Genomic DNA, 18,984 nt, shown 5'->3' with positions numbered 1-18,984 from the left:
GCCACCGGCGTGAGCGGGCAACTCAGGGTTTTGAAAACACTCAGAAGTGGATTCCGATTGAATCCAACTAGGGGATTAGATTGATCAGACAACATCGCTTCCCGCTCAGCGTGCTGGCGGCTTCCGTGCTGACCGTCACTGCCGGTCAGGCTCATGCAGTGGAGCCGTTCGTCGTCAAGGACATTCGCGTGGAGGGGGTGCAGCGCGTCGAGCCGGGCACCGTGTTCGGCTATCTGCCCGTGAAGGTGGGTGAGACCTTCACCGACGAGAAGGGCGCCGAATCGATCCGCGCGCTCTATAACACCGGCTTCTTCAAGGACGTGCAGATCCGCTCCGAAGGCAACGTGCTGGTGGTGCGCGTGGAAGAGCGCCCGGCGATCTCGCAGCTCGAGTTCATCGGCTTCAAGGAGTTCGACAAGGAAGCGCTGCGTCGTACGCTGCGTGGCGTGGGCGTAGCCGAGGCCCGTTACTACGACAAATCCCTCATCGACCGCGCCGAGCAGGAAATCAAGCGCCAGTACGTTTCGCGCGGTTACTACGCGGCCGAGGTGACGACGACCGTGACGCCGGTTGACGCCAACCGCGTGTCGATCACCTTCACGGTGGACGAAGGCCCGACCGCCAAGATTCGCCAGATCAATATCGTCGGCAACAAGGCCTTCAAGGAAGGCGACCTGCGCGACGAGATGCAACTGTCCACGCCGAATTGGCTGTCGTGGTACACCAAGAACGATCTGTACTCGAAGCAGAAACTCACGGCCGACCTCGAAGCGCTGCGCTCGTTCTATCTGGATCGCGGCTACCTGGAATTCGCAATCGAGTCGACCCAGGTGTCGATCACGCCGGACAAGAAGGACATCTACCTGACGCTGAACATCCACGAGGGTGAGCAGTACAAGGTGTCGGACATCAAGCTGACCGGTGAGCTGCTCGGCAAGCAGGCCGAGATGGAGAAGCTCATCAAGCTCAAGCAGGGCGATGTCTTCTCGTCGGCCAAGCTGTCGTCGACGACCAAGTCGATTACCGACCTGCTCGGCACGTACGGCTACGCTTTCGCGACCATCAACCCGCAGCCGCAGATCAACCAGTCGGATCGCACGGTTGCGCTCACGCTGGTGGTCGATCCGGGCCGCCGTGTGTATGTGCGTCGCGTGAACGTGGTCGGCAACAGCAAGACCCGCGACGAAGTCGTGCGCCGCGAAATGCGCCAGATGGAAGCGTCGTGGTTCGATGGCGAAAAACTGCAGCTGTCGCAGAATCGCGTGAACCGCACCGGTTACTTCACCGATGCCAACATCACGACGGAAGACGTGCCCGGCACGACGGACCAGGTCGATGTGAACGTCAACGTGACCGAAAAGCCGACGGGCCAGATCAACCTGGGTGTGGGCTTCTCGTCGACTGACAAGCTGGTGCTGTCGGCGGGTATCCGTCAGGACAACGTGTTCGGCTCCGGTACGAGCCTCGGCCTGGATGTGAACACGTCCAAGTCGAACCGCACGATTGCGGTGACGCAGTTCGATCCGTACTTCACGGTGGATGGCATCAGCCGTTCGACGGAACTGTACTATCGCACGTACCGCCCGCTGTACTACACGGGTGACCAGGACTACCGCGTTGTGCAACAAGGCGGCAACGTCAAGTTTGGCGTGCCGTTCTCGGAAACCGATACCGTTTTCTTCGGCATCGGCTACGAGCGCACGACCATCGACGTGACGACCAACACGCCGCTGGCTTACCAAAACTACGTCGCGAAGAACGGCCGCATCACCAACAACTTCCCGATCACCATCGGCTGGTCGAAGGATCAGCGTGACAGCGCATTGGTGCCGACGCGCGGCCGTTATCAGCAGGCCAACCTGGAATTCGGTATCCCAGGCGGCGATCTGCAGTACTTCCGTGCGTACTACCAGCACCAGTACTTCTACCCGCTGTCGAAGTCGTTCACGATGGCGTTCAACAACGAAATCGGTTACGGCCACGGTTACGGCGGCAAGGACTTCCCGGTCTTCAAGAACTACTACGCGGGCGGTATCGGCTCGGTGCGCGGTTACGAAACCAGCACGCTGGGCCCGCGCGACGCCAACGGCGTGGCCATCGGTGGCGCCAGCAAGTTCGTCGGCAACGTGGAATTCATCTTCCCGCTGCCCGGTTCTGGCGTGGACCGCACGGTTCGCCTGTTCACGTTCTTCGACTACGGTAACGTGTTCGCCGAAGGTCAGCCGTACAAGCTGGGCGACATGCGCTACTCGACTGGTTTCGGTCTGTCGTGGCTGTCGCCGATCGGCCCGCTGAAGATCAGCATGGGCTTCCCGATCAAGCGTAAGACCGAAGATCAAACGCAACGCTTCCAGTTCCAGATCGGGACTGCATTCTAATGACCGCATTCATCATGAAATCCACGCGCATCACGTTGTCCCGCATGGGCGTGTCCGCTGCTTTCGCCGCACTTGCCGCTGCCAGCTTCGCGCTGCCGGCCACGGCGCAGGAGGCGCGCATCGCTGCCGTCAATTCCGAGCGTATCCTGCGCGACTCGCAACCGGCCAAGGCCGCCCAGGCCAAGCTGGAAACGGAGTTCGCCAAGCGCGATCGCGAACTGCAGGACATGGCTGCCAAGCTCAAGGGCATGTCAGACAAGCTGGATAAGGATTCGGCCGTGCTGGCCGATTCCGATCGCAACCGCCGTCAACGTGAACTGTCGGACCTCGACCGCGACTTCCAGCGCAAGCAGCGCGAATTCCGTGAAGACCTGAACCAGCGTCGCAATGAAGAGCTGGCCCAGGTGCTCGAGCGCGCCAATCGCGTGATCCGCTCGATTGCCGAGCAGCGCAAGTACGACCTGATCGTGCAGGAAGCCGTGTACGTGAACCCGCGCATCGACATCACGGACGAGGTGCTCAAGGCTCTGAATTCGCAATCGGCCAAATGAGGTTGTTCGCATGTCGTTTTCGCTTGGTGAACTTGCTGCGTCGCTCGGCGCGACCGTCCAGGGTGACGCAGGCCTGATCGTCAAGTCGATCGCGCCGCTGGATCAAGCGGGCGCTGATCAGCTCGCTTTTCTCTCCAATCCGCTGTACCTCAATCAGGCCGTGAGTTCCGGCGCGGGCGCGATCATCGTGTCGCCCCGCGATCTGGAAACACTCGAGAGCCAAGGCCACGCGGCTGGCCGGAACTGGCTCATTGCGGCCAATCCGTATGCTGCGTTTGCTCGTGTCGCCCAGCGCTTTGTTGCGCTGGCTGCGCGCCCCGTGGTGCCGGGCATTCACCCGACTGCCAGCGTAGAAGAGGGCGCCACGGTGCCGGCGTCCTGCTCCATCGGCCCGAACGTCACCATTGAAGCCGGTGCTGTGCTCGGCGAGCGGGTGCGCATCGTCGGCAACAGTTTCGTCGGCGCCGGCGCGCGTATTGGCGACGACACGTTGCTTTACGCGAATGTTTCGATCTACCACGGCTGCGTGGTCGGGGCGCGCTGCATTCTGCATAGCGGTGTCGTGATCGGCGCGGATGGCTTCGGCTTTGCCCCTGACTTCGGCCCGCAGGGCGGCGAATGGGTGAAGATTCCGCAGGTTGGTCGAGCCGTGATTGGCGACGACGTGGAGATCGGCGCGAACACCGCCATCGACCGCGGCGCGATGGCCGATACAGTGGTCGAGCAAGGCTGCAAGATCGACAACCAGGTGCAGATCGCGCACAACGTGCACGTGGGCGCCTATACCGTGATCGCCGGCTGCGCTGCCATTTCGGGCAGCACGAAGATCGGGCGCTACTGCATCATCGGCGGCGCGGCCAATTTTGCCGGCCACCTGACCATTGCTGATCGCGTGACCGTCTCGGGCGGCACGTCCATTACCAAATCCATCACCAAGCCCGGTGGCCACTTCACCAGCGTTTTCCCATTCATGCCGCACGGCGACTGGGAGCGTAACGCGGCCATCGTCCGAGGCCTGACGCGCATGCGCGAACGGTTGCAACAACTGGAACAGCGGGTCAAAGACCTGCAGCAACAATCATGACCGAAGCAACGAATGCGACGAACGCGGCCCCCAGCGTCGTCTGCGATTTCAACATCAAAAAGATTCTCGACCTGCTGCCGCATCGCTATCCGATGCTGCTGGTTGACCGCGTGATTTCGCTGGAGCCGCGCAAGTCGATTACGGCCATCAAGAACGTGACGTTCAACGAGCCGTTCTTCAACGGGCACTTCCCCGGCCACCCGGTGATGCCGGGCGTGTTGATGCTTGAGGCGCTGGCGCAAACCGCTGCGCTGCTGACCTTCGGCGAGGCAGACCACGAGCGCAAGGAAAACCAGCTCTACCTGTTTGTGAGCATCGATGGTGCGCGCTTTAAGCGGCAGGTGATCCCGGGCGACCAGCTTGTGATGACAGCTGAGCTGCTGCGCTCGAAGAGCGGTATGTGGAAGTTCAAGGTGTACGGCAAGGTTGACGGCGAAGTCGCCGTGGAAGCCGAGATCATGTGTGCCGTGCGCGAAGACAAGTCCAAGGGCGAGGCATGACGCAAGCACAGAAGATCCACCCGACCGCGCAGATCGATCCGAAGGCCGAACTGGATTCGAGCGTCGAGATCGGTGCGTTCACGGTCGTGGGCCCGAACGTGCGCATGGGCGCGGGCACGCGTGTCGGCCACCACACGGTGGTGGAGGGCTACACGACGCTGGGCCGTGACAACAGCATCGGCCACTTCGCTTCGGTGGGTGGCCGCCCGCAGGACATGAAGTATCGCGATGAGCCGACGCAGCTGATCGTCGGCGATCGCAATACGATCCGTGAATTCACCACGATCCATACCGGCACCGCGCAGGATGCCGGCATCACGTCCATCGGCGACGACAACTGGATCATGGCCTACGTGCATATCGCGCACGATTGCCGCGTGGGTAACCACACCGTGTTCTCGAGCAACGCGCAGATCGCGGGCCACGTGGAAGTGGGCGACTGGGCGATCCTCGGCGGCATGTCGGGCGTGCACCAGTTCGTGCGCATCGGCGCGCATGCCATGCTGGGTGGTGCATCGGCGCTGGTGCAGGATGTGCCGCCGTTCGTGATCGCCGCCAGCGACAAGGGCGGCAACAAGGCCGCACCGCACGGCATCAACGTGGAAGGCCTGCGCCGCCGTGGTTTTACGGCCGAGCAGATCACCGCGCTGCGCCAGGCGTACAAGCTGCTCTACAAGAGCGATCTGAGTTTTGATCAGGCCAAGGCGGAAATCGCCGCGCAGATCGCTCAGGCGGACGACGCCCCGACCCGCGAGGTGTTGACCGCATTTGCCGATTTCATCGCCGCCACCAAGCGCGGCATCGTGCGTTGAGCGAGCAGCCACAGAACGCCACGTCGGTGCGCCGCATCGGCATGGTGGCCGGCGAGGCTTCCGGCGATCTGCTGGCCTCGCTGCTGCTGAAGGGATTGCACGCACACTTGCCTGCCGACATCGCCTACAACGGCATCGGCGGGGCGCGCATGGCGGAGCAGGGTTTCCAATCGAACTGGCCCATGCACAAGCTGTCGGTCAACGGCTACGTGGAAGTGCTCGGCCAGCTGCGCGAGATTCTCACCATCCGCAAAGAGCTTAAGCAGGACCTGCTGGCGAAGCCGCCATTGGCCTTCATCGGCGTGGACGCACCCGACTTCAATTTCAACGTCGAGATCGCCATGCGGCAGGCGGGTGTGCCGGTGGTGCACTTCGTGAGCCCGTCGATCTGGGCGTGGCGAGCGGGTCGCATCAAGACGATCGCCCGGGCCGTCGACCATATCCTCTGTTTGTTCCCGTTCGAGCCCGAGATTTACGCCAAGGCCGGCATTCCGGCCACGTACGTCGGGCATCCGCTGGCGGACGAGATTCCGCTGGTGCCGGACGTGGAGGGCGCTCGCACGCGCCTGGGGCTGCCGTTGGGCCGCAAGGTGGTTGCGGTGCTGCCGGGTAGCCGGAATTCCGAAGTGAAGCATCTCGGGCCGACGCTGTTTGCGGCGATGTCGCGCATGCAGGCGGTCGAGCCGGATCTGGCGTTTGTGCTGCCGGCGGCCAATGCGACGCTGCGCGAGCGCATCGATGCCATGCGCGCGGAGCATCCGGGCCTGCATCTGTGGGTCGTCGATGGTCAGTCGCACGCCGCCATGGAAGCGGCTGACGTGATCCTGCTGGCGAGCGGCACGGCAACGCTGGAAGCGGCGCTGTACAAGAAACCGATGGTCATCACCTACAAGGTGCCCTGGTTGACCGCGCAGATCATGAAGCGCAAAGGCTATCTGCCGTATGTTGGGCTGCCGAACATCCTGTCCGGCCGCTTTGTCGTGCCGGAGCTGCTGCAGGATGATGCGACGCCCGAGGCCCTCGCGCGCGAAACGCTGCTGCAGCTGAGTGATCATGGCAACGCCACGTTCCTGCGTGAACACTTCACGCAGATGCACCTGACGCTCAAGCAGAACATGGCCGAGATCGGCGCGAAAGTCGTGGTCGATCTGCTGCGCAGTCGCGGTAAGCTTTGAGTCCATGGCTTCCCGCAAACCCAATCCCGATCAGCTTGGCCTGCTGCTCTCGCAAGAGCCGGCGGCCAAGCGTGCGCGTCGCATCCTGTGCGGCGTGGACGAGGCTGGACGCGGGCCCTTGGCCGGGCCGGTGACGGCTGCAGCGGTCGTACTCAATCCGCGCAAGCCGATCAAGGGCTTGGCCGACTCCAAAATCCTGACTGCCAAGAAGCGGGAAGCGCTCTACGACGAGATCGTCGAAAAGGCGCTTGCCTGGCACGTGGCAGAAGCCACCGTCGAAGAAATCGATCGCATCAACATCCTGCACGCGACCATGCTCGCCATGCAGCGCGCGGTGCACGGCGTGGCCGCACTGGGCACGCTGCCCGATCTCGTGCAGGTGGACGGCAATCGTTGCCCGCAGGTGGCGTTTGCGGTCGAGGCCATCGTCAAGGGCGATGCGCTGGTGCCCGCCATTTCAGCGGCATCCATCCTGGCGAAGGTGACGCGCGACCGCCAGCTGGCGGCGCTGCATACCGAGTTTCCGCTCTATGGTTTTGACGTCCATGCCGGCTATGGCACGCCGCAGCATCTCGCCGCGATCGACCTGCATGGCGTAACGCCGCATCATCGCCGCTCGTTTGCGCCCGTGCGTCGTGCGCTGGAGGGGATGAGCGCGATCAGCATCGAAACCACCGCTGCAGGCAGCGCCTGGGACGACTGACCTTTTTCCGCTGGGCCCATTCGTGAAGCACATCACTTCCCGCGACAACGCGGTGTTCAAGCATCTCAAGGCGCTTTCGGGCTCGACGCAGCATCGTCGGCGCGCGGGGCAATCCGTGCTCGATGGCGTGCATCTCGTGGTGGCGTATCTGGATGCGGGCCATATGCCGGCGCAATGCCTGGTTTCGGAGCGCCATATCCGTCACCCGGAAGTGGCCGCGGTGCTCGATCGCGTCGATCCGGACACCGTCATCCTGCTCGCGGATAACCTGTTTGGCCAACTCACCACCGTCGTCAACGGCGTCGATCTGATGGCGCTGGTCGAGACGCCGGAGGGCAAGTTGCCGCAGACGATCGATGCAGACTGCGTGATTCTGGATGGCATTCAGGATGCCGGCAACGTTGGTTCCATCCTGCGGTGTGCGGCCGCCGCCGGCGTGCGCGATGTCTTCATGACACCGGGCTGCGCGTTCGCGTGGTCGGCCAAGACATTGCGCGCCGCCATGGGTGCGCATTTCCACCTGAATATCGTTGAGCACTGCACCTTCGAAAGCGTGCATTCGCGGCTTCAGGTGCCGCTGTTGGCGACCTCGTCGCACGCCAAGCAGGCGGTGTTCGATGTGCCGCTCAATGCACCTGTGGGTTGGGTGTTCGGCAACGAAGGCGCGGGCGTGTCGGAGGAATGGCTTTCTGCCGTGACGACGCCCGTGACGATTCCCCAGCCGGGCGGCATGGAGTCGCTCAATGTGGCTGCCGCAGCAGCGATCTGCCTGTTTGAGGCCGTGCGACAACGCCGCGCGGCGTAACCCTCTCTTTTTTCTGTCGATTACCGGTCATACGGCGTTTTCAAACGCCAGAAAAGTCCCGCATTGACTTTGACATTGAGTAATGGAACATTGAGCGCGGCGCCATCGAGCGCCCTCGATACCCAGACTCAAGGAGACCGGCATGCCGAACCCCACCCTGGCGCGCGTCCATGTCGACGAACTCGCCCAGTTTCGCGAAATCCAGCAGCTCGCTTACGCGTGCGTCGAGGCCGTCGGCGGCATGCTGCGCCCCGGCATGACCGAGAAGGACGCGGCCAAGCTGCTCACCGAATGGCTTGGCGATCGCGGCGTCCATGACTGGCTGCACAAGCCGTTCGCGTGGTTTGGCGACCGCACCGCGTTCCAGGGCTTTTCGGGCCTGACGCATATGGCCGGCTTCAACCTGGCGTTCTTTCCGTCGTCGCGGCGGTTGGAAGAGAACATGCCCGTCATCCTCGACGTGGCGCCCGTGCGCAATGGCGTGATCGCCGATGTCGGCTATGCCACGGGTCTCGGCGAAAACGCCATCCTCGACCAGCTGCAGGACGACCTGATGGCGCATCGTGAGTTGATCGTGCGCTTGATCCGCAAGCGTCGGTCGATGGCCGATGTGGCCCGTGCGGTGGACCAGCTTTGCATGAAGCAGGGCGTGGAGCCGCGTCACAAGGCGTATCCGTTCAAAGTGCTGGCGCATCGCGTGGCCAAGCTCGACAGCCCGTCGAAGCCGCGTTTCGTTGCGCGCTTCGGGCTGAACGCCACGCGCAACCTGATCCTTGACCAGGTGCGCAGCGGCAAGCAGGAAGGGTGGTCGCCGCTGTGGTCGATCGATCGTCGATCCGAACATGCGCCGGTGCCAGGCCTGTGGGCCGTCGAGCCGCACCTCGGCTTTCATGGCGTCGGGGCCAAGTTCGAGGAACTGCTCGTCATCACCGACGACGACGCCTACTGGCTCGACGACGATCTGCCGCACGTGCGTCGCTGGCAGCAACGCCAGCTTGCACAGCGGCGCGCCGCCTGACGTGCAGGGAGGCTTACATGCAAACGCTTCTTGAAGAGGCCCCGCTGGCGTTGTTCGAATCGCCCGCAGCGGTTTCGCCCAATGACTATTCGGAGCGGACGGTGCAGTCCGGCAGCGTCTCGCTCGCCGTCAAGACGTGGGGCAACCCGGTGCATCCGACCGTCGTGCTGGTGCACGGCTATCCCGATAACAGCGAGGTCTGGCACGAGATGGCGCCGCTGCTCGCGCGCGACTACTACGTCATTGCCTACGACGTGCGGGGTGCGGGCCGGTCGAGTTCGCCCAGCGGGATGCGCAATTACACCTTCGCGCGGTTGACCGATGACTTCATCGCTGTGATCGATGCGCTGAGCCCCGGCAAACCCGTGCACCTGATCGCGCACGATTGGGGTTCGATCCAATCGTGGGAATTCGTGACGGAGGCGCGCCTGCGCGGCCGCATTGCGTCATACACGTCGTGCTCGGGGCCGTGCCTTGACCACGTCGGGCATTGGATGCGCGCGCGTCTGCTGCGTCCGACGCCGTCGTCGCTGGGCAAGATGCTCGGGCAGCTCGTGCGCTCGTGGTACGTGCTGCTGTTCCATTTGCCGATCGTGCCGGAACTGAGCTGGCGCCTGTGGCTGGGGCGGGCGTGGCCGCGTGTGCTGCGTCGTGTCGAGAAGACCGCCATCGTGCCGCGCGCCACGCAGACGGCCGATGGCGTGCGCGGAGTGTCGCTGTATCGCGCCAACTTCATCCGCAGCCTGTTCACGCCGCGCAAACGTGTCGCACATGCGCCGGTGCAGGTGATCGTGCCGACGCTGGACAGGTACGTCAGCCCCGCGTTGTCCGAAGACCTCTCGCGCTGGGTGCCGCAGTATTGGCGCCGCGAGGTTGTGGCACGGCACTGGCTGCCGGTCACGCATGCTGCACGCATGGCCGAGATGGCGCGCGAGCTGATCGAGCATGCCGAGGGCAAGCCGGAATCCGAAGCGCTGCAGCGCGCGCGTCAGCAGGGCGAGCGCAAACCGCTGTCCGGTAGGCTGGCCGTCATCACGGGGGCCGGCAGCGGCATCGGTCGTTGCGCGGCGCTGGAATTCGCCGAGCAAGGCGCAGCCATTGTCGCCGTCGACATTCGTGCTGAAGACGCAGAGCGCACCGCCAAGCTCATCCGCCTCACCGGCGGCAAGGCGTGGGCGCGTACCGTCGACGTCGGCAACGCCGAGCAGATGGAAGCGTTGGTCGATTGGGTCGGCAAGGAACTGGGCGGCGCCGACATCGTCGTCAACAACGCGGGCATCGGCATGGCGGGCGGCATTGTCGACACGTCCGAGCGCGATTGGCAACGCATCCTGCACGTGAACGTGTGGGGGGTGATTCACGGCGCCCGGCTGTTCGCCAAGCAAATGGTGGCGCGCGGGCAGGGCGGGCACATACTGAACACCGCATCGGCAGCGGCCTTTGCGCCATCGCGCGATCTTGCCGCCTATGCGACGACAAAGGCTGCGGTGCTGATGCTGTCCGAATGCATGCGCGGCGAGCTGGCCGGGCAGGGCATTGGCGTGTCGGCCATCTGCCCCGGTTTTGCCGAGACGGGAATCATGGCCTCCACCGTCTACACCGGCACGACCGAGGCACAGCAGGCGCAACTGCGCGCCCGCGCGACGAAGCTCTACCAGCTGCGTGGCCTCAAGCCGGAGACCGTCGCGAAAGCGATGCTTGGCGCGATTCAGCACAACAAGCCCGTTGTCACGATCGGTATCGAGGCGCATTCGTCACGCATCATCTCGCGCTATGCGCAATGGCTCAGCCGGCTGATCGCGCGCGTGAGCATGGCCGGGCATTGAACCCGCGCCGACAAGAACATCCGGAGACCACCATGACAGCGCCCGATTACTTCATCAAGGCCCGCCACGTCCGTTTCGACTGGAAGGACACGCCTATCCAGTGGATTCCCGGCGATCCGTCCAGCACGCACATCATCAACATCCTGAACCTGCTCTTCCCCGCCGGGGAGTTGTGGTTCTGCCGCGTCTACAACAAGGCGTTGCCGCTGATTGCCGACGCGAAGCTGCGCGCCGACGCCGAGGGCTTTCTGCGCCAGGAGGCCATCCATTCGCGCTCGCATGGCGGCGTGCTGACGCATTACTACAAAGACCACGGCATCGATACCCAGCCGTTCACCAAGCGGCTCGACTGGCTGTTCTCCAAGGTGCTCGGCGAACAGCCGCTGGGTCTGAAGATCGGCCACACGCGCTTCTGGCTGCGGCAGCAACTCGGCATCATCGCCGCGCTCGAGCACTTTTTCGGCTATCTGGGCAATTGGGTGCTCAACGCAAAGGGGCTGGACGCCGCCCACGCCGATCCCGTCATGCTGGACCTGTTGCGCTGGCACGGCGCGGAGGAAGTCGAGCACCGTACCGTCGCCTTCGACATCTTTCGGCACATGGGCGGCACGTATCTCGAACGCTGCTTCCACATGCTGACCACGATCCTGTTGCTGCTGTATTTCCTGGTGACGGGCTTCCGCTTCATGCACAAGCGCGATCCGGGCGCCGGCAGATTTCCCGGCTTTATCCGCGGCTGGTGGCATGGCTCGCGGCGTAACTGCCTGCCCTCGTTCTGGAAGATGCTGGGGGCCGCGCTGCGCTATTTCCGACCGAGCTATACGCCGCATCATGAAGGCTCGACCGAGCAGGCGCTGGCCTATCTGGAAACATCGCCGGCAGCGCAGGCCGCGGCGCACGGCGGCAACTGGGTGCGTGACCGCGCCTGACCGGCTGGGCGGCCGGCAGAAAAACAAGGCAGAAAAACAAAACGGCCGGTGCAATGCCGGCCGTTTTGTTTGTGGCGCGATGCCACGCTCAGTAGTTGTTGTGATCCATCTTGATGTCCTGCAGGATCGTCGTGGCAATTTCCTCAATCGACTTGTGCGTCGACGACAACCACTTGATGCCCTCGCGCCGCATCATCGCTTCGGCTTCGTTGATCTCGTAGCGGCAATTTTCCAGCGCGGCATATTTGCTGCCCGGCCGGCGTTCATTGCGGATTTCGGACAGGCGCTGAGGATCGATCGAGAGCCCAAAAATCTTGCTCTTGTAGTCATACAGCACCGACGGCAGCTTGCCGCGCTCGAAATCGTCCGGAATGAGCGGATAGTTGGCCGATTTCACGCCATATTGCATCGCCAGGTACAGGCTGGTCGGCGTCTTGCCGCTGCGCGATACCCCCACCAAAATCACATCCGCCTCGGCCAGGTTCTTGTGTGACTGGCCATCATCGTGGGCAAGTGAAAAATTGATCGCTTCGATGCGGTTTTTGTACGCCTCGGTGTCGGCGTTCTGGTGAAAACGGCCGATCGCGTGGGTGGACTTGAGGTTCAGCTCCTTCTCGAGCGGCTCGATGAAGGTCTGGAACATATCCAGGATGGTGGCCTTGGCCCGATGGACGATCTCGTTTGCCTCGGCATCCACCAACGTGGTGAAGACGATTGGCCTCACCCCTTCGGCGTGGAACGCCTCATTGATCTTGGCGACCGCAACATGCGCCTTGTCGATCGTGTCGACAAACGGAATCCGCACCTGGCGGAATTTCATCTCAAACTGCGCCAGGATCGAGTGGCTGAAGGTTTCTGCGGTGATCCCGGTGCCATCCGACACGATGAAAACGGTCCGGAAAGGTGTCCGGTTGGGAGATGCGGAGGCGAGGTCGGTCATCGAAAACGAGGGGTTTTTCCAGCACGCCGGCAGGAAATCGTGCTGCGGCACGGTAGAATAGCGGCGATCGTTTAGCTAAGCAATTCGGGCCAATCGCCTGTCGGGCGCTGCCGCAGCGGCAATCCTGGCATGGCTTCCGGATGATTTAGCCAAGCGATTCGTACGGCCAGACGACAAGAAGAAAGCCCCGTGCGGATCCGACCGGTTTTTCACTTAGTTTAGGGGCTTGTATGACTAACCTGTCGCAAGACGGCGCCTATGTGCTGCCGTTCGAGCAATTGCGGATGACCGATGTCGAGGTCGTTGGCGGTAAAAACGCTTCGCTGGGCGAGATGATCTCCCAGTTGGATGGCGCCGGCGTGCGCGTTCCGGGCGGTTTTGCCACCACGGCACTGGCGTTCCGCGATTTCCTTGCACACAACAACCTGACCGAGCGCATCTCGCAGCGTCTGGCCAGCCTCGACGTCGACGACGTCAAGGCGCTGGCTGTCGCCGGCAAGGAGATCCGCGAATGGGTCGCCACCGCGCCGTTCCAGCCGCGTCTGGAGCAGGAGATTCGCGAGTCGTATGCTCGCGTGTCCGCCCGCGAAGGCGCCGAGGCATCGTTCGCCGTGCGCTCCTCGGCCACGGCTGAAGACCTGCCGGACGCTTCGTTTGCCGGCCAGCAAGAGAGCTATCTCAACGTGCTCGGCATCGACGACGTGCTCGACAAGATCAAGCACGTGTTCGCCTCGCTGTACAACGACCGCGCGATTTCGTACCGCGTGCACAAGGGCTTCGCCCACGACGTCGTCGCCCTGTCGGCCGGTATCCAGCGCATGGTCCGCTCGGACTGCGGCGCCTCGGGCGTGATGTTCACCATCGACACCGAATCGGGCTTCCAGGATGTCGTTTTCATCACCTCCAGCTACGGCCTGGGCGAAACGGTGGTGCAGGGCGCCGTGAACCCGGACGAGTTCTACGTCTTCAAGCCGACGCTGGCCGCCGGCAAGTACCCGATCATCCGCCGCTCGATCGGCTCCAAGCTGATCAAGATGGAATTCACCGCGCCGGGCGAAGAAGGCCGCGTGAAGACCGTCGACGTGCCGGGCGAACTCCGCAACCGTTACTCCATCAACGATGCCGACGTGGCAGAGCTGGCCAAGTACGCCGTCATCATCGAAAAGCACTACGGCCGTCCGATGGACATCGAGTGGGGCAAGGACGGCAAGGACGGCAAGATCTACATCCTCCAGGCCCGCCCTGAGACGGTGAAGAGCCAGGCGCACGGCAAGGTCGAGCAGCGTTTCCGCCTGAAGGGCTCGGCGCCGGTGCTGACCACCGGCCGCGCCATTGGCCAGAAGATCGGCACGGGCCCGGTGCGCGTGATCAACGATCCGGCTGAAATGGAACGTGTGCAGCCGGGTGACGTCCTGGTTGCCGACATGACCGACCCGAACTGGGAACCGGTAATGAAGCGCGCCTCGGCCATCGTCACGAACCGCGGCGGTCGTACCTGCCACGCGGCCATCATCGCGCGTGAGCTGGGTGTGCCGGCGGTGGTCGGCTGCGGCGATGCGACCGATCTGCTGAAGGACGGCACGCTCGTGACGGTCTCGTGCGCCGAAGGCGACGAAGGCAAGATCTACGACGGTCTGCTGGAAACCGAAATCACGGAAGTCCAGCGCGGCGAAATGCCGACGATCAGCACCAAGATCATGATGAACGTCGGCAACCCGCAACTGGCGTTCGATTTCTGCCAGATTCCGAACGGCGGCGTGGGCCTGGCCCGTCTGGAATTCATCATCAACAACAACATCGGCGTTCACCCGAAGGCGATCCTCGACTACCCGCAGGTCGACAGCGACCTGAAGAAGGCCGTGGAAAGCGTGGCCCGTGGCCATGCCAGCCCGCGCGCCTTCTACGTCGACAAGCTGGCCGAAGGCATTGCTACCATCGCGGCGGCGTTCTATCCGAAGCCGGTGATCGTGCGCCTGTCGGACTTCAAGTCCAACGAGTACAAGAAGCTGATCGGCGGTTCGCGCTACGAGCCGGACGAAGAAAACCCGATGCTGGGCTTCCGCGGCGCCTCGCGCTACATCGCCGAAGACTTTGCCGAAGCCTTCGAGATGGAGTGCCGTGCCATGAAGCGCGTGCGCGACGAGATGGGCCTGACCAACGTTGAAGTGATGGTGCCGTTCGTGCGTACGCTCGGCCAGGCCGAGAAGGTTGTCGAGCTGCTGGCCAAGTACGGCCTGAAGCGCGGCGAGAACGGCCTGCGCCTGATCATGATGTGCGAAGTGCCGTCCAACGCGATCCTGGCCGAACAGTTCCTGCAGTACTTCGACGGTTTCTCGATCGGTTCGAACGACCTGACGCAGCTCACGCTGGGTCTGGACCGCGACTCCGGCATGGAGCTGCTGGCCAAGGACTTCGACGAGCGCGATCCGGCGGTCAAGTTCATGCTGCAGCGCGCCATCTCCACGGCGCTGTCGATGAACAAGTACGTCGGCATCTGCGGTCAGGGCCCGTCCGATCATCCGGATTTTGCCGAGTGGCTGGCGAAGGAAGGCATCTCGTCGATCTCGCTGAACCCGGATTCGGTGGTCGACACATGGCAGAAGCTCGGTTCGGCTTGAGCTTGAACTAGAGCGTTGCAACGAATGTCGTAAGACAAGGCGCGTATCCTGACGGGTGCGCGCCAACAAGAACGCGAAGTGCCCGGCGGCGTCCAGCGCTGGCGGGGGCCGAGCGACATGCCCCCGCAGACGAACAGCGTCGCGGGGGTTTTTTTCTGGGATTCAGGGAGAGGGAGTATGTCGGCTCAGACCGTCTGGTTTTCGCTGGCCGTGCTGCTCGTCATCGGCGAGCTGATGACGGGGACCTTCTATCTGCTGATGGTCGCGATCGGGCTGATTGCAGGCGGTCTTGCCGCGCTGATTGGCCTTGCATTTCCTGCGCAGGCCATCGTGGCCGCCATCGTGGCGGTGTTCGGCATCGTTGGGCTGCGGCGTACGCGCTACGGGCGTGTGACGCGCGAGAACGCCGCCCGCAATCGCAACGTCAATCTGGATATCGGCGAGACGTTGCGCGTCGATGCCTGGTCGCCCGAACGGCGCGCGCGTGTGCAATATCGCGGCGCAGCGTGGGATGTCGAGTTGGCGCCGAATGCGGCGGCTACCGTCGGTGAATTCCGCATCGTCGAAGTGCGCGGCAACGTGCTGGTCGTCGCGCCCAAATAACGCGCAAATCGCACTCAAAACAACCAATAAGCTCAACCACGGAGGTTCTATGTTCGAGCTGGGGACTCTCGCGATCATCGTCCTGTTTGCTGCCATCGTGCTCATTGCACAAGGCGTCAAGATCGTGCCGCAACAGCACGCCTGGATTCTCGAGCGGCTGGGCAAATATCATGCAACGCTCTCGCCGGGGCTCAACATCGTGCTGCCCTTTGTCGATCGCGTGGCCTACAAGCACGTGCTCAAGGAAATCCCGCTCGACGTGCCGAGCCAGATCTGTATCACCAAGGACAACACGCAGCTGCAGGTGGACGGCATCCTGTATTTCCAGGTGACCGACCCGATGCGGGCGTCGTATGGCTCCAGCAATTTCGTGATCGCCATCACGCAGCTCGCGCAGACGACGCTGCGCTCGGTGGTCGGCAAGTTGGAACTGGACAAGACGTTTGAGGAGCGCGACTTCATCAACCACAGCGTCGTCAATGCGCTGGATGAGGCGGCATCGAACTGGGGCGTGAAGGTGCTGCGCTACGAAATCAAGGATCTGACCCCGCCGAAGGAAATCCTGCACGCCATGCAGGCGCAGATTACGGCCGAGCGCGAAAAGCGTGCGCTGATCGCCGCATCCGAAGGCAAGCGCCAGGAGCAGATCAACCTCGCGTCCGGTGCACGCGAGGCCGCCATCCAGAAATCCGAAGGGGAGAAGCAGGCCGCCATCAACAAGGCGCAGGGCGAGGCGGCGGCGATTCTGGCGGTGGCCGAAGCCAACGCCCAGGCGATCCAGAAGATCGGTCAGGCCATTCGCACCGAGGGTGGTGTCGATGCCGTCAATCTGAAAGTGGCGGAAGAGTATGTGAGCGCGTTCGGCAACCTGGCCAAGCAGGGCAACACGCTCATCGTGCCGGGCAACATGGGCGACCTGAGCACGATGATTGCGTCAGCGTTGACGATTGTGAAGCAGCAGCGGCCGAGCGCGTAAAGCTCGGCAAGGCGGGAGGGCTCAGGCCTTCTCGCGCATGAGGCGGGCTTTTTCGCGCTGCCAGTCGCGGTCCTTCTCGGTTTCGCGCTTGTCGAAGAGCTTCTTGCCCTTGGCGAGGCCGATTTCGCATTTCACGCGGCCGCGCGTGTAGTGCAGGTTGAGCGGCACGAGCGTGTAGCCGCGCTGCTCCACCTTGCCGATGAGCTTCTTGATCTCTTCGGCGTGCAGCAGCAGCTTGCGGGTGCGCACGGGGTCTGGGTTGACATGCGTGGAGGCCGATTGCAGCGGGCTGATATGGGCCCCGATCAGGAACAGCTCGGCGTTACGAATGACGACGTAGCCTTCCTTGATCTGCGCACGGTTGGCTCGGATGGCTTTCACCTCCCAGCCCTCGAGAGCCATGCCTGCCTCGTAGCGCTCCTCGATGAAGTAATCGAAGAAGGCCTTCTTGTTGTCGGCGATGGTCATACGTTGGAATATGCGGTGCGCGCATTGGGGTGATGATCCCCGCATGCGCTGCGATAAAATGGCGAGTTTAACAAATCCGCCGCAATCCCAACCGGGGCGCGGCGCGCAAAGCTTTCGGATCACGCATGGCAGACGTTGAAAAAACCGTGTTGATTGGCTACTCGGCCGAACAGATGTTCGACCTAGTCACCGACGTCAAGGACTATCCGAACTTTCTGCCGTGGTGCGGCGGCGTGGAAATCTACGAGCAGACGGAAACGTCACTCGACGCGCGTGTCGATATCGCCTTCAAGGGCATCCATCAGTTCTTTCGCACGCGCAACGTGCAGACGCGGCCCACCCGCATCGATATGACGTTCGCAGACGGGCCTTTCAAGTCGTTCACCGGTTTCTGGATCTTCACGCCGCTGCGCGCGGATGCCTGCAAGATCAACTTCCACCTGCATTACGAGTTTTCCAGCGTGATTCTGGAAAAGCTGATCGGCCCGGTGTTCAGCATGATTGCGAATACCTTTGTCGACTCATTCGTCAAGCGCGCCGAGGCGGTGTATGGCGAGTCCTGAATCCGGGTCCGTGATTGACGTGATGGTCTGCCTGGCGACGGTCACGCCGCCGCGGCTCGTCAGCGTGCAAGTGCCGGCGCAGGCGACGGTGGCCGACGCCGTGCGCGCGTCCGGCTTGCTCAGCGGCGTGGATCTGACGATCGAGACCTGCCGGCTGGGCGTTTACGGCAAGCGCAAGACGCCCGATGCCGCATTGCATGCGCGTGATCGGGTGGAAATCCTGGGCCCGCTGATCGCCGATCCGAAGACCGCACGCCGGCGGCGTGTGCAGAAGGTGCGGGCCACGGGCACGCGCGAAGGGCTGAAGTGGCTGCGCAACGAGGCGCCGCCCAAAGACGACGTCCTCGAGTAAGTCTTAGTCTTAGCCGCAGTTCTGGTCCAGCACGGCTTGGTTGCGCTGGATGGCCTGGGCGCGCTGGTTGTCATCCATATACGAAAGCGACCCATCCGGCTGCGGCGTGGCATAGCGGCGGCCGCCTTGCAGGTAAGCGGTGTCGGCGCGAAGGCGCTGGCATTCTGCCTGTTTGCGCTGGGCCTGCTCCGCCTGCTTGGCGTCGTCCTGTTCCTTCTTGGCGCGGTCGGCCATGCGTTTGCGTAGTTCTTCGTCCGGGTTGGACGCGGCGACGCCGGAGGCCGGCTGGCCGGGTTTTGCGGCTGCGTTCGGGTCTGCCGCCTTGACCCCCGAGGCCGGTGCGGACAGCGCTTCATAGGCCGTCGCCGTGCGGCTGTTCGGGTTGCGGATGATGCGGCTGGGCGGCACCGACGGCGGCGGTGCGGCGTCGCTGTAGACCATGTGGCCCTTGTCGTCGCGCCATTGCCAGGCCCATTGCGCCTGGGCAACCGGGCAGGCAAGGGCGATCAGGGCAGCAGTGGCAGGCAACAGGACGTGCAGTCGTTTCATGGAGTTCTCGTTCGTGGACTGCCGACGGCGCGCTGGCCGACCCGACGACGGCCCCTCGACGCGCACGGGAGCTCGGTGGCGTGATCGCCACTCGCCAATCTACGCCGACGGCCTGGCTCGGCCTGTCGACTCGC

Annotated in this window: 19 protein-coding genes; 16 read left to right on the top strand and 3 right to left on the bottom strand. The window is 63.2% G+C overall.

Annotated features, from left to right (window positions below; all coding sequences use genetic code 11):
* Window positions 1-80 precede the first annotated feature (80 nt).
* The 11 genes from bamA (at window position 81) to N511_RS0100195 (ending at window position 11,781) form a co-directional block, all read left to right on the top strand.
* The gene (bamA, locus tag N511_RS0100245; RefSeq protein ID WP_027677467.1) at window positions 81-2,378 is read left to right on the top strand and encodes an outer membrane protein assembly factor BamA; all 2,298 of its coding nucleotides are present in this window, start codon (window positions 81-83) and stop codon (window positions 2,376-2,378) included.
* Window positions 2,378-2,929, top strand: a complete 552-nt coding sequence (locus N511_RS0100240) for an OmpH family outer membrane protein (RefSeq protein ID WP_004626688.1) — start codon at window positions 2,378-2,380, stop codon at window positions 2,927-2,929. Before bamA ends, N511_RS0100240 begins: the two co-directional genes overlap by 1 nt.
* 10 nt (window positions 2,930-2,939) lie before the next feature.
* Window positions 2,940-4,013, top strand: a complete 1,074-nt coding sequence (gene lpxD / locus N511_RS0100235; protein WP_027677466.1) for a UDP-3-O-(3-hydroxymyristoyl)glucosamine N-acyltransferase — start codon at window positions 2,940-2,942, stop codon at window positions 4,011-4,013.
* Window positions 4,010-4,513 (top strand): 3-hydroxyacyl-ACP dehydratase FabZ, encoded by a 504-nt coding sequence (fabZ, locus tag N511_RS0100230; protein ID WP_027677465.1) that lies wholly within the window; start codon window positions 4,010-4,012, stop codon window positions 4,511-4,513. Before lpxD ends, fabZ begins: the two co-directional genes overlap by 4 nt.
* Window positions 4,510-5,325 (top strand): acyl-ACP--UDP-N-acetylglucosamine O-acyltransferase, encoded by an 816-nt coding sequence (gene lpxA, locus N511_RS0100225; RefSeq protein WP_027677464.1) that lies wholly within the window; start codon window positions 4,510-4,512, stop codon window positions 5,323-5,325. Before fabZ ends, lpxA begins: the two co-directional genes overlap by 4 nt.
* A gap of 41 nt (window positions 5,326-5,366) precedes the next feature.
* Entirely contained in the window at window positions 5,367-6,500 is a 1,134-nt protein-coding gene (lpxB, locus tag N511_RS0100220; protein ID WP_218642979.1) for a lipid-A-disaccharide synthase, read from the top strand.
* A gap of 4 nt (window positions 6,501-6,504) precedes the next feature.
* The gene (gene rnhB, locus N511_RS0100215; RefSeq protein WP_027677462.1) at window positions 6,505-7,203 is read left to right on the top strand and encodes a ribonuclease HII; all 699 of its coding nucleotides are present in this window, start codon (window positions 6,505-6,507) and stop codon (window positions 7,201-7,203) included.
* Between the two features lie 22 nt (window positions 7,204-7,225).
* Entirely contained in the window at window positions 7,226-8,008 is a 783-nt protein-coding gene (locus tag N511_RS0100210; protein WP_027677461.1) for a TrmH family RNA methyltransferase, read from the top strand.
* 142 nt (window positions 8,009-8,150) lie between these two features.
* Window positions 8,151-9,026 (top strand): M24 family metallopeptidase, encoded by an 876-nt coding sequence (locus tag N511_RS0100205; protein ID WP_027677460.1) that lies wholly within the window; start codon window positions 8,151-8,153, stop codon window positions 9,024-9,026.
* A gap of 17 nt (window positions 9,027-9,043) precedes the next feature.
* On the top strand, window positions 9,044-10,852 hold the full coding sequence (locus N511_RS0100200) for an SDR family oxidoreductase (RefSeq protein WP_027677459.1): 1,809 nt from the start codon (window positions 9,044-9,046) through the stop codon (window positions 10,850-10,852).
* Window positions 10,853-10,884: 32 nt separating this feature from the next.
* Complete coding sequence (locus tag N511_RS0100195; RefSeq protein ID WP_027677458.1) at window positions 10,885-11,781, top strand: metal-dependent hydrolase; 897 nt, start codon at window positions 10,885-10,887, stop codon at window positions 11,779-11,781.
* Between the two features lie 88 nt (window positions 11,782-11,869).
* Here the strand turns inward: N511_RS0100195 and ppsR are convergent, their stop codons facing one another.
* Complete coding sequence (ppsR, locus tag N511_RS0100190; protein WP_027677457.1) at window positions 11,870-12,721, bottom strand: posphoenolpyruvate synthetase regulatory kinase/phosphorylase PpsR; 852 nt, start codon at window positions 12,719-12,721, stop codon at window positions 11,870-11,872.
* Window positions 12,722-12,951: 230 nt separating this feature from the next.
* On the opposite strand from ppsR, the gene ppsA reads away from it, so the two are divergent.
* The 3 genes from ppsA to N511_RS0100175 all read left to right on the top strand — a co-directional run bounded on the left by ppsA (window position 12,952) and on the right by N511_RS0100175 (window position 16,918).
* The gene (gene ppsA / locus N511_RS0100185) at window positions 12,952-15,339 is read left to right on the top strand and encodes a phosphoenolpyruvate synthase (protein ID WP_027677456.1); all 2,388 of its coding nucleotides are present in this window, start codon (window positions 12,952-12,954) and stop codon (window positions 15,337-15,339) included.
* Window positions 15,340-15,516: 177 nt separating this feature from the next.
* Entirely contained in the window at window positions 15,517-15,942 is a 426-nt protein-coding gene (locus tag N511_RS0100180) for an NfeD family protein (protein WP_027677455.1), read from the top strand.
* 49 nt (window positions 15,943-15,991) lie between these two features.
* The gene (locus tag N511_RS0100175) at window positions 15,992-16,918 is read left to right on the top strand and encodes an SPFH domain-containing protein (RefSeq protein WP_027677454.1); all 927 of its coding nucleotides are present in this window, start codon (window positions 15,992-15,994) and stop codon (window positions 16,916-16,918) included.
* 21 nt (window positions 16,919-16,939) lie between these two features.
* Here the strand turns inward: N511_RS0100175 and smpB are convergent, their stop codons facing one another.
* Window positions 16,940-17,386, bottom strand: coding sequence for an SsrA-binding protein SmpB (gene smpB / locus N511_RS0100170; protein WP_027677453.1), 447 nt, complete (start codon window positions 17,384-17,386; stop codon window positions 16,940-16,942).
* Between the two features lie 125 nt (window positions 17,387-17,511).
* Here smpB and N511_RS0100165 point away from each other — a divergent pair, with 125 nt between their 5' ends.
* Both N511_RS0100165 and N511_RS0100160 read left to right on the top strand, forming a co-directional pair.
* A complete protein-coding gene (locus N511_RS0100165; RefSeq protein ID WP_009238217.1) occupies window positions 17,512-17,949 on the top strand; it encodes a type II toxin-antitoxin system RatA family toxin in 438 nt (145 codons plus the stop codon).
* Complete coding sequence (locus N511_RS0100160) at window positions 17,936-18,301, top strand: RnfH family protein (RefSeq protein ID WP_027677452.1); 366 nt, start codon at window positions 17,936-17,938, stop codon at window positions 18,299-18,301. Before N511_RS0100165 ends, N511_RS0100160 begins: the two co-directional genes overlap by 14 nt.
* A gap of 9 nt (window positions 18,302-18,310) precedes the next feature.
* Here the strand turns inward: N511_RS0100160 and N511_RS0100155 are convergent, their stop codons facing one another.
* Window positions 18,311-18,850 (bottom strand): DUF4124 domain-containing protein, encoded by a 540-nt coding sequence (locus tag N511_RS0100155; protein ID WP_027677451.1) that lies wholly within the window; start codon window positions 18,848-18,850, stop codon window positions 18,311-18,313.
* Between the last annotated feature and the right edge of the window lie 134 nt (window positions 18,851-18,984).

It is taken from the genome of Ralstonia sp. UNC404CL21Col (assembly GCF_000620465.1).
GTDB classification, from domain to species: domain Bacteria; phylum Pseudomonadota; class Gammaproteobacteria; order Burkholderiales; family Burkholderiaceae; genus Ralstonia; species Ralstonia flatus.
This window is presented reverse-complemented; position numbering and strand designations above follow the sequence as displayed.

What these genes read in the sequence shown, in the direction of transcription:
- lpxB (WP_218642979.1), top strand. Translation starts at nt 5,367, where the DNA reads ATGGTGGCCGGCGAGGCTTCCGGCGATCTGCTGGCCTCGCTGCTGCTG.
- lpxD (WP_027677466.1), top strand. Translation starts at nt 2,940, where the DNA reads ATGTCGTTTTCGCTTGGTGAACTTGCTGCGTCGCTCGGCGCGACCGTC.
- N511_RS0100180 (WP_027677455.1), top strand. Translation starts at nt 15,517, where the DNA reads ATGTCGGCTCAGACCGTCTGGTTTTCGCTGGCCGTGCTGCTCGTCATC.
- N511_RS0100205 (WP_027677460.1), top strand. Translation starts at nt 8,151, where the DNA reads ATGCCGAACCCCACCCTGGCGCGCGTCCATGTCGACGAACTCGCCCAG.
- N511_RS0100175 (WP_027677454.1), top strand. Translation starts at nt 15,992, where the DNA reads ATGTTCGAGCTGGGGACTCTCGCGATCATCGTCCTGTTTGCTGCCATC.
- N511_RS0100195 (WP_027677458.1), top strand. Translation starts at nt 10,885, where the DNA reads ATGACAGCGCCCGATTACTTCATCAAGGCCCGCCACGTCCGTTTCGAC.
- N511_RS0100200 (WP_027677459.1), top strand. Translation starts at nt 9,044, where the DNA reads ATGCAAACGCTTCTTGAAGAGGCCCCGCTGGCGTTGTTCGAATCGCCC.
- N511_RS0100165 (WP_009238217.1), top strand. Translation starts at nt 17,512, where the DNA reads ATGGCAGACGTTGAAAAAACCGTGTTGATTGGCTACTCGGCCGAACAG.
- rnhB (WP_027677462.1), top strand. Translation starts at nt 6,505, where the DNA reads ATGGCTTCCCGCAAACCCAATCCCGATCAGCTTGGCCTGCTGCTCTCG.
- N511_RS0100160 (WP_027677452.1), top strand. Translation starts at nt 17,936, where the DNA reads ATGGCGAGTCCTGAATCCGGGTCCGTGATTGACGTGATGGTCTGCCTG.
- N511_RS0100155 (WP_027677451.1), bottom strand. Translation starts at nt 18,850, where the DNA reads ATGAAACGACTGCACGTCCTGTTGCCTGCCACTGCTGCCCTGATCGCC.
- lpxA (WP_027677464.1), top strand. Translation starts at nt 4,510, where the DNA reads ATGACGCAAGCACAGAAGATCCACCCGACCGCGCAGATCGATCCGAAG.
- ppsA (WP_027677456.1), top strand. Translation starts at nt 12,952, where the DNA reads ATGACTAACCTGTCGCAAGACGGCGCCTATGTGCTGCCGTTCGAGCAA.
- fabZ (WP_027677465.1), top strand. Translation starts at nt 4,010, where the DNA reads ATGACCGAAGCAACGAATGCGACGAACGCGGCCCCCAGCGTCGTCTGC.
- smpB (WP_027677453.1), bottom strand. Translation starts at nt 17,386, where the DNA reads ATGACCATCGCCGACAACAAGAAGGCCTTCTTCGATTACTTCATCGAG.
- N511_RS0100240 (WP_004626688.1), top strand. Translation starts at nt 2,378, where the DNA reads ATGACCGCATTCATCATGAAATCCACGCGCATCACGTTGTCCCGCATG.
- ppsR (WP_027677457.1), bottom strand. Translation starts at nt 12,721, where the DNA reads ATGACCGACCTCGCCTCCGCATCTCCCAACCGGACACCTTTCCGGACC.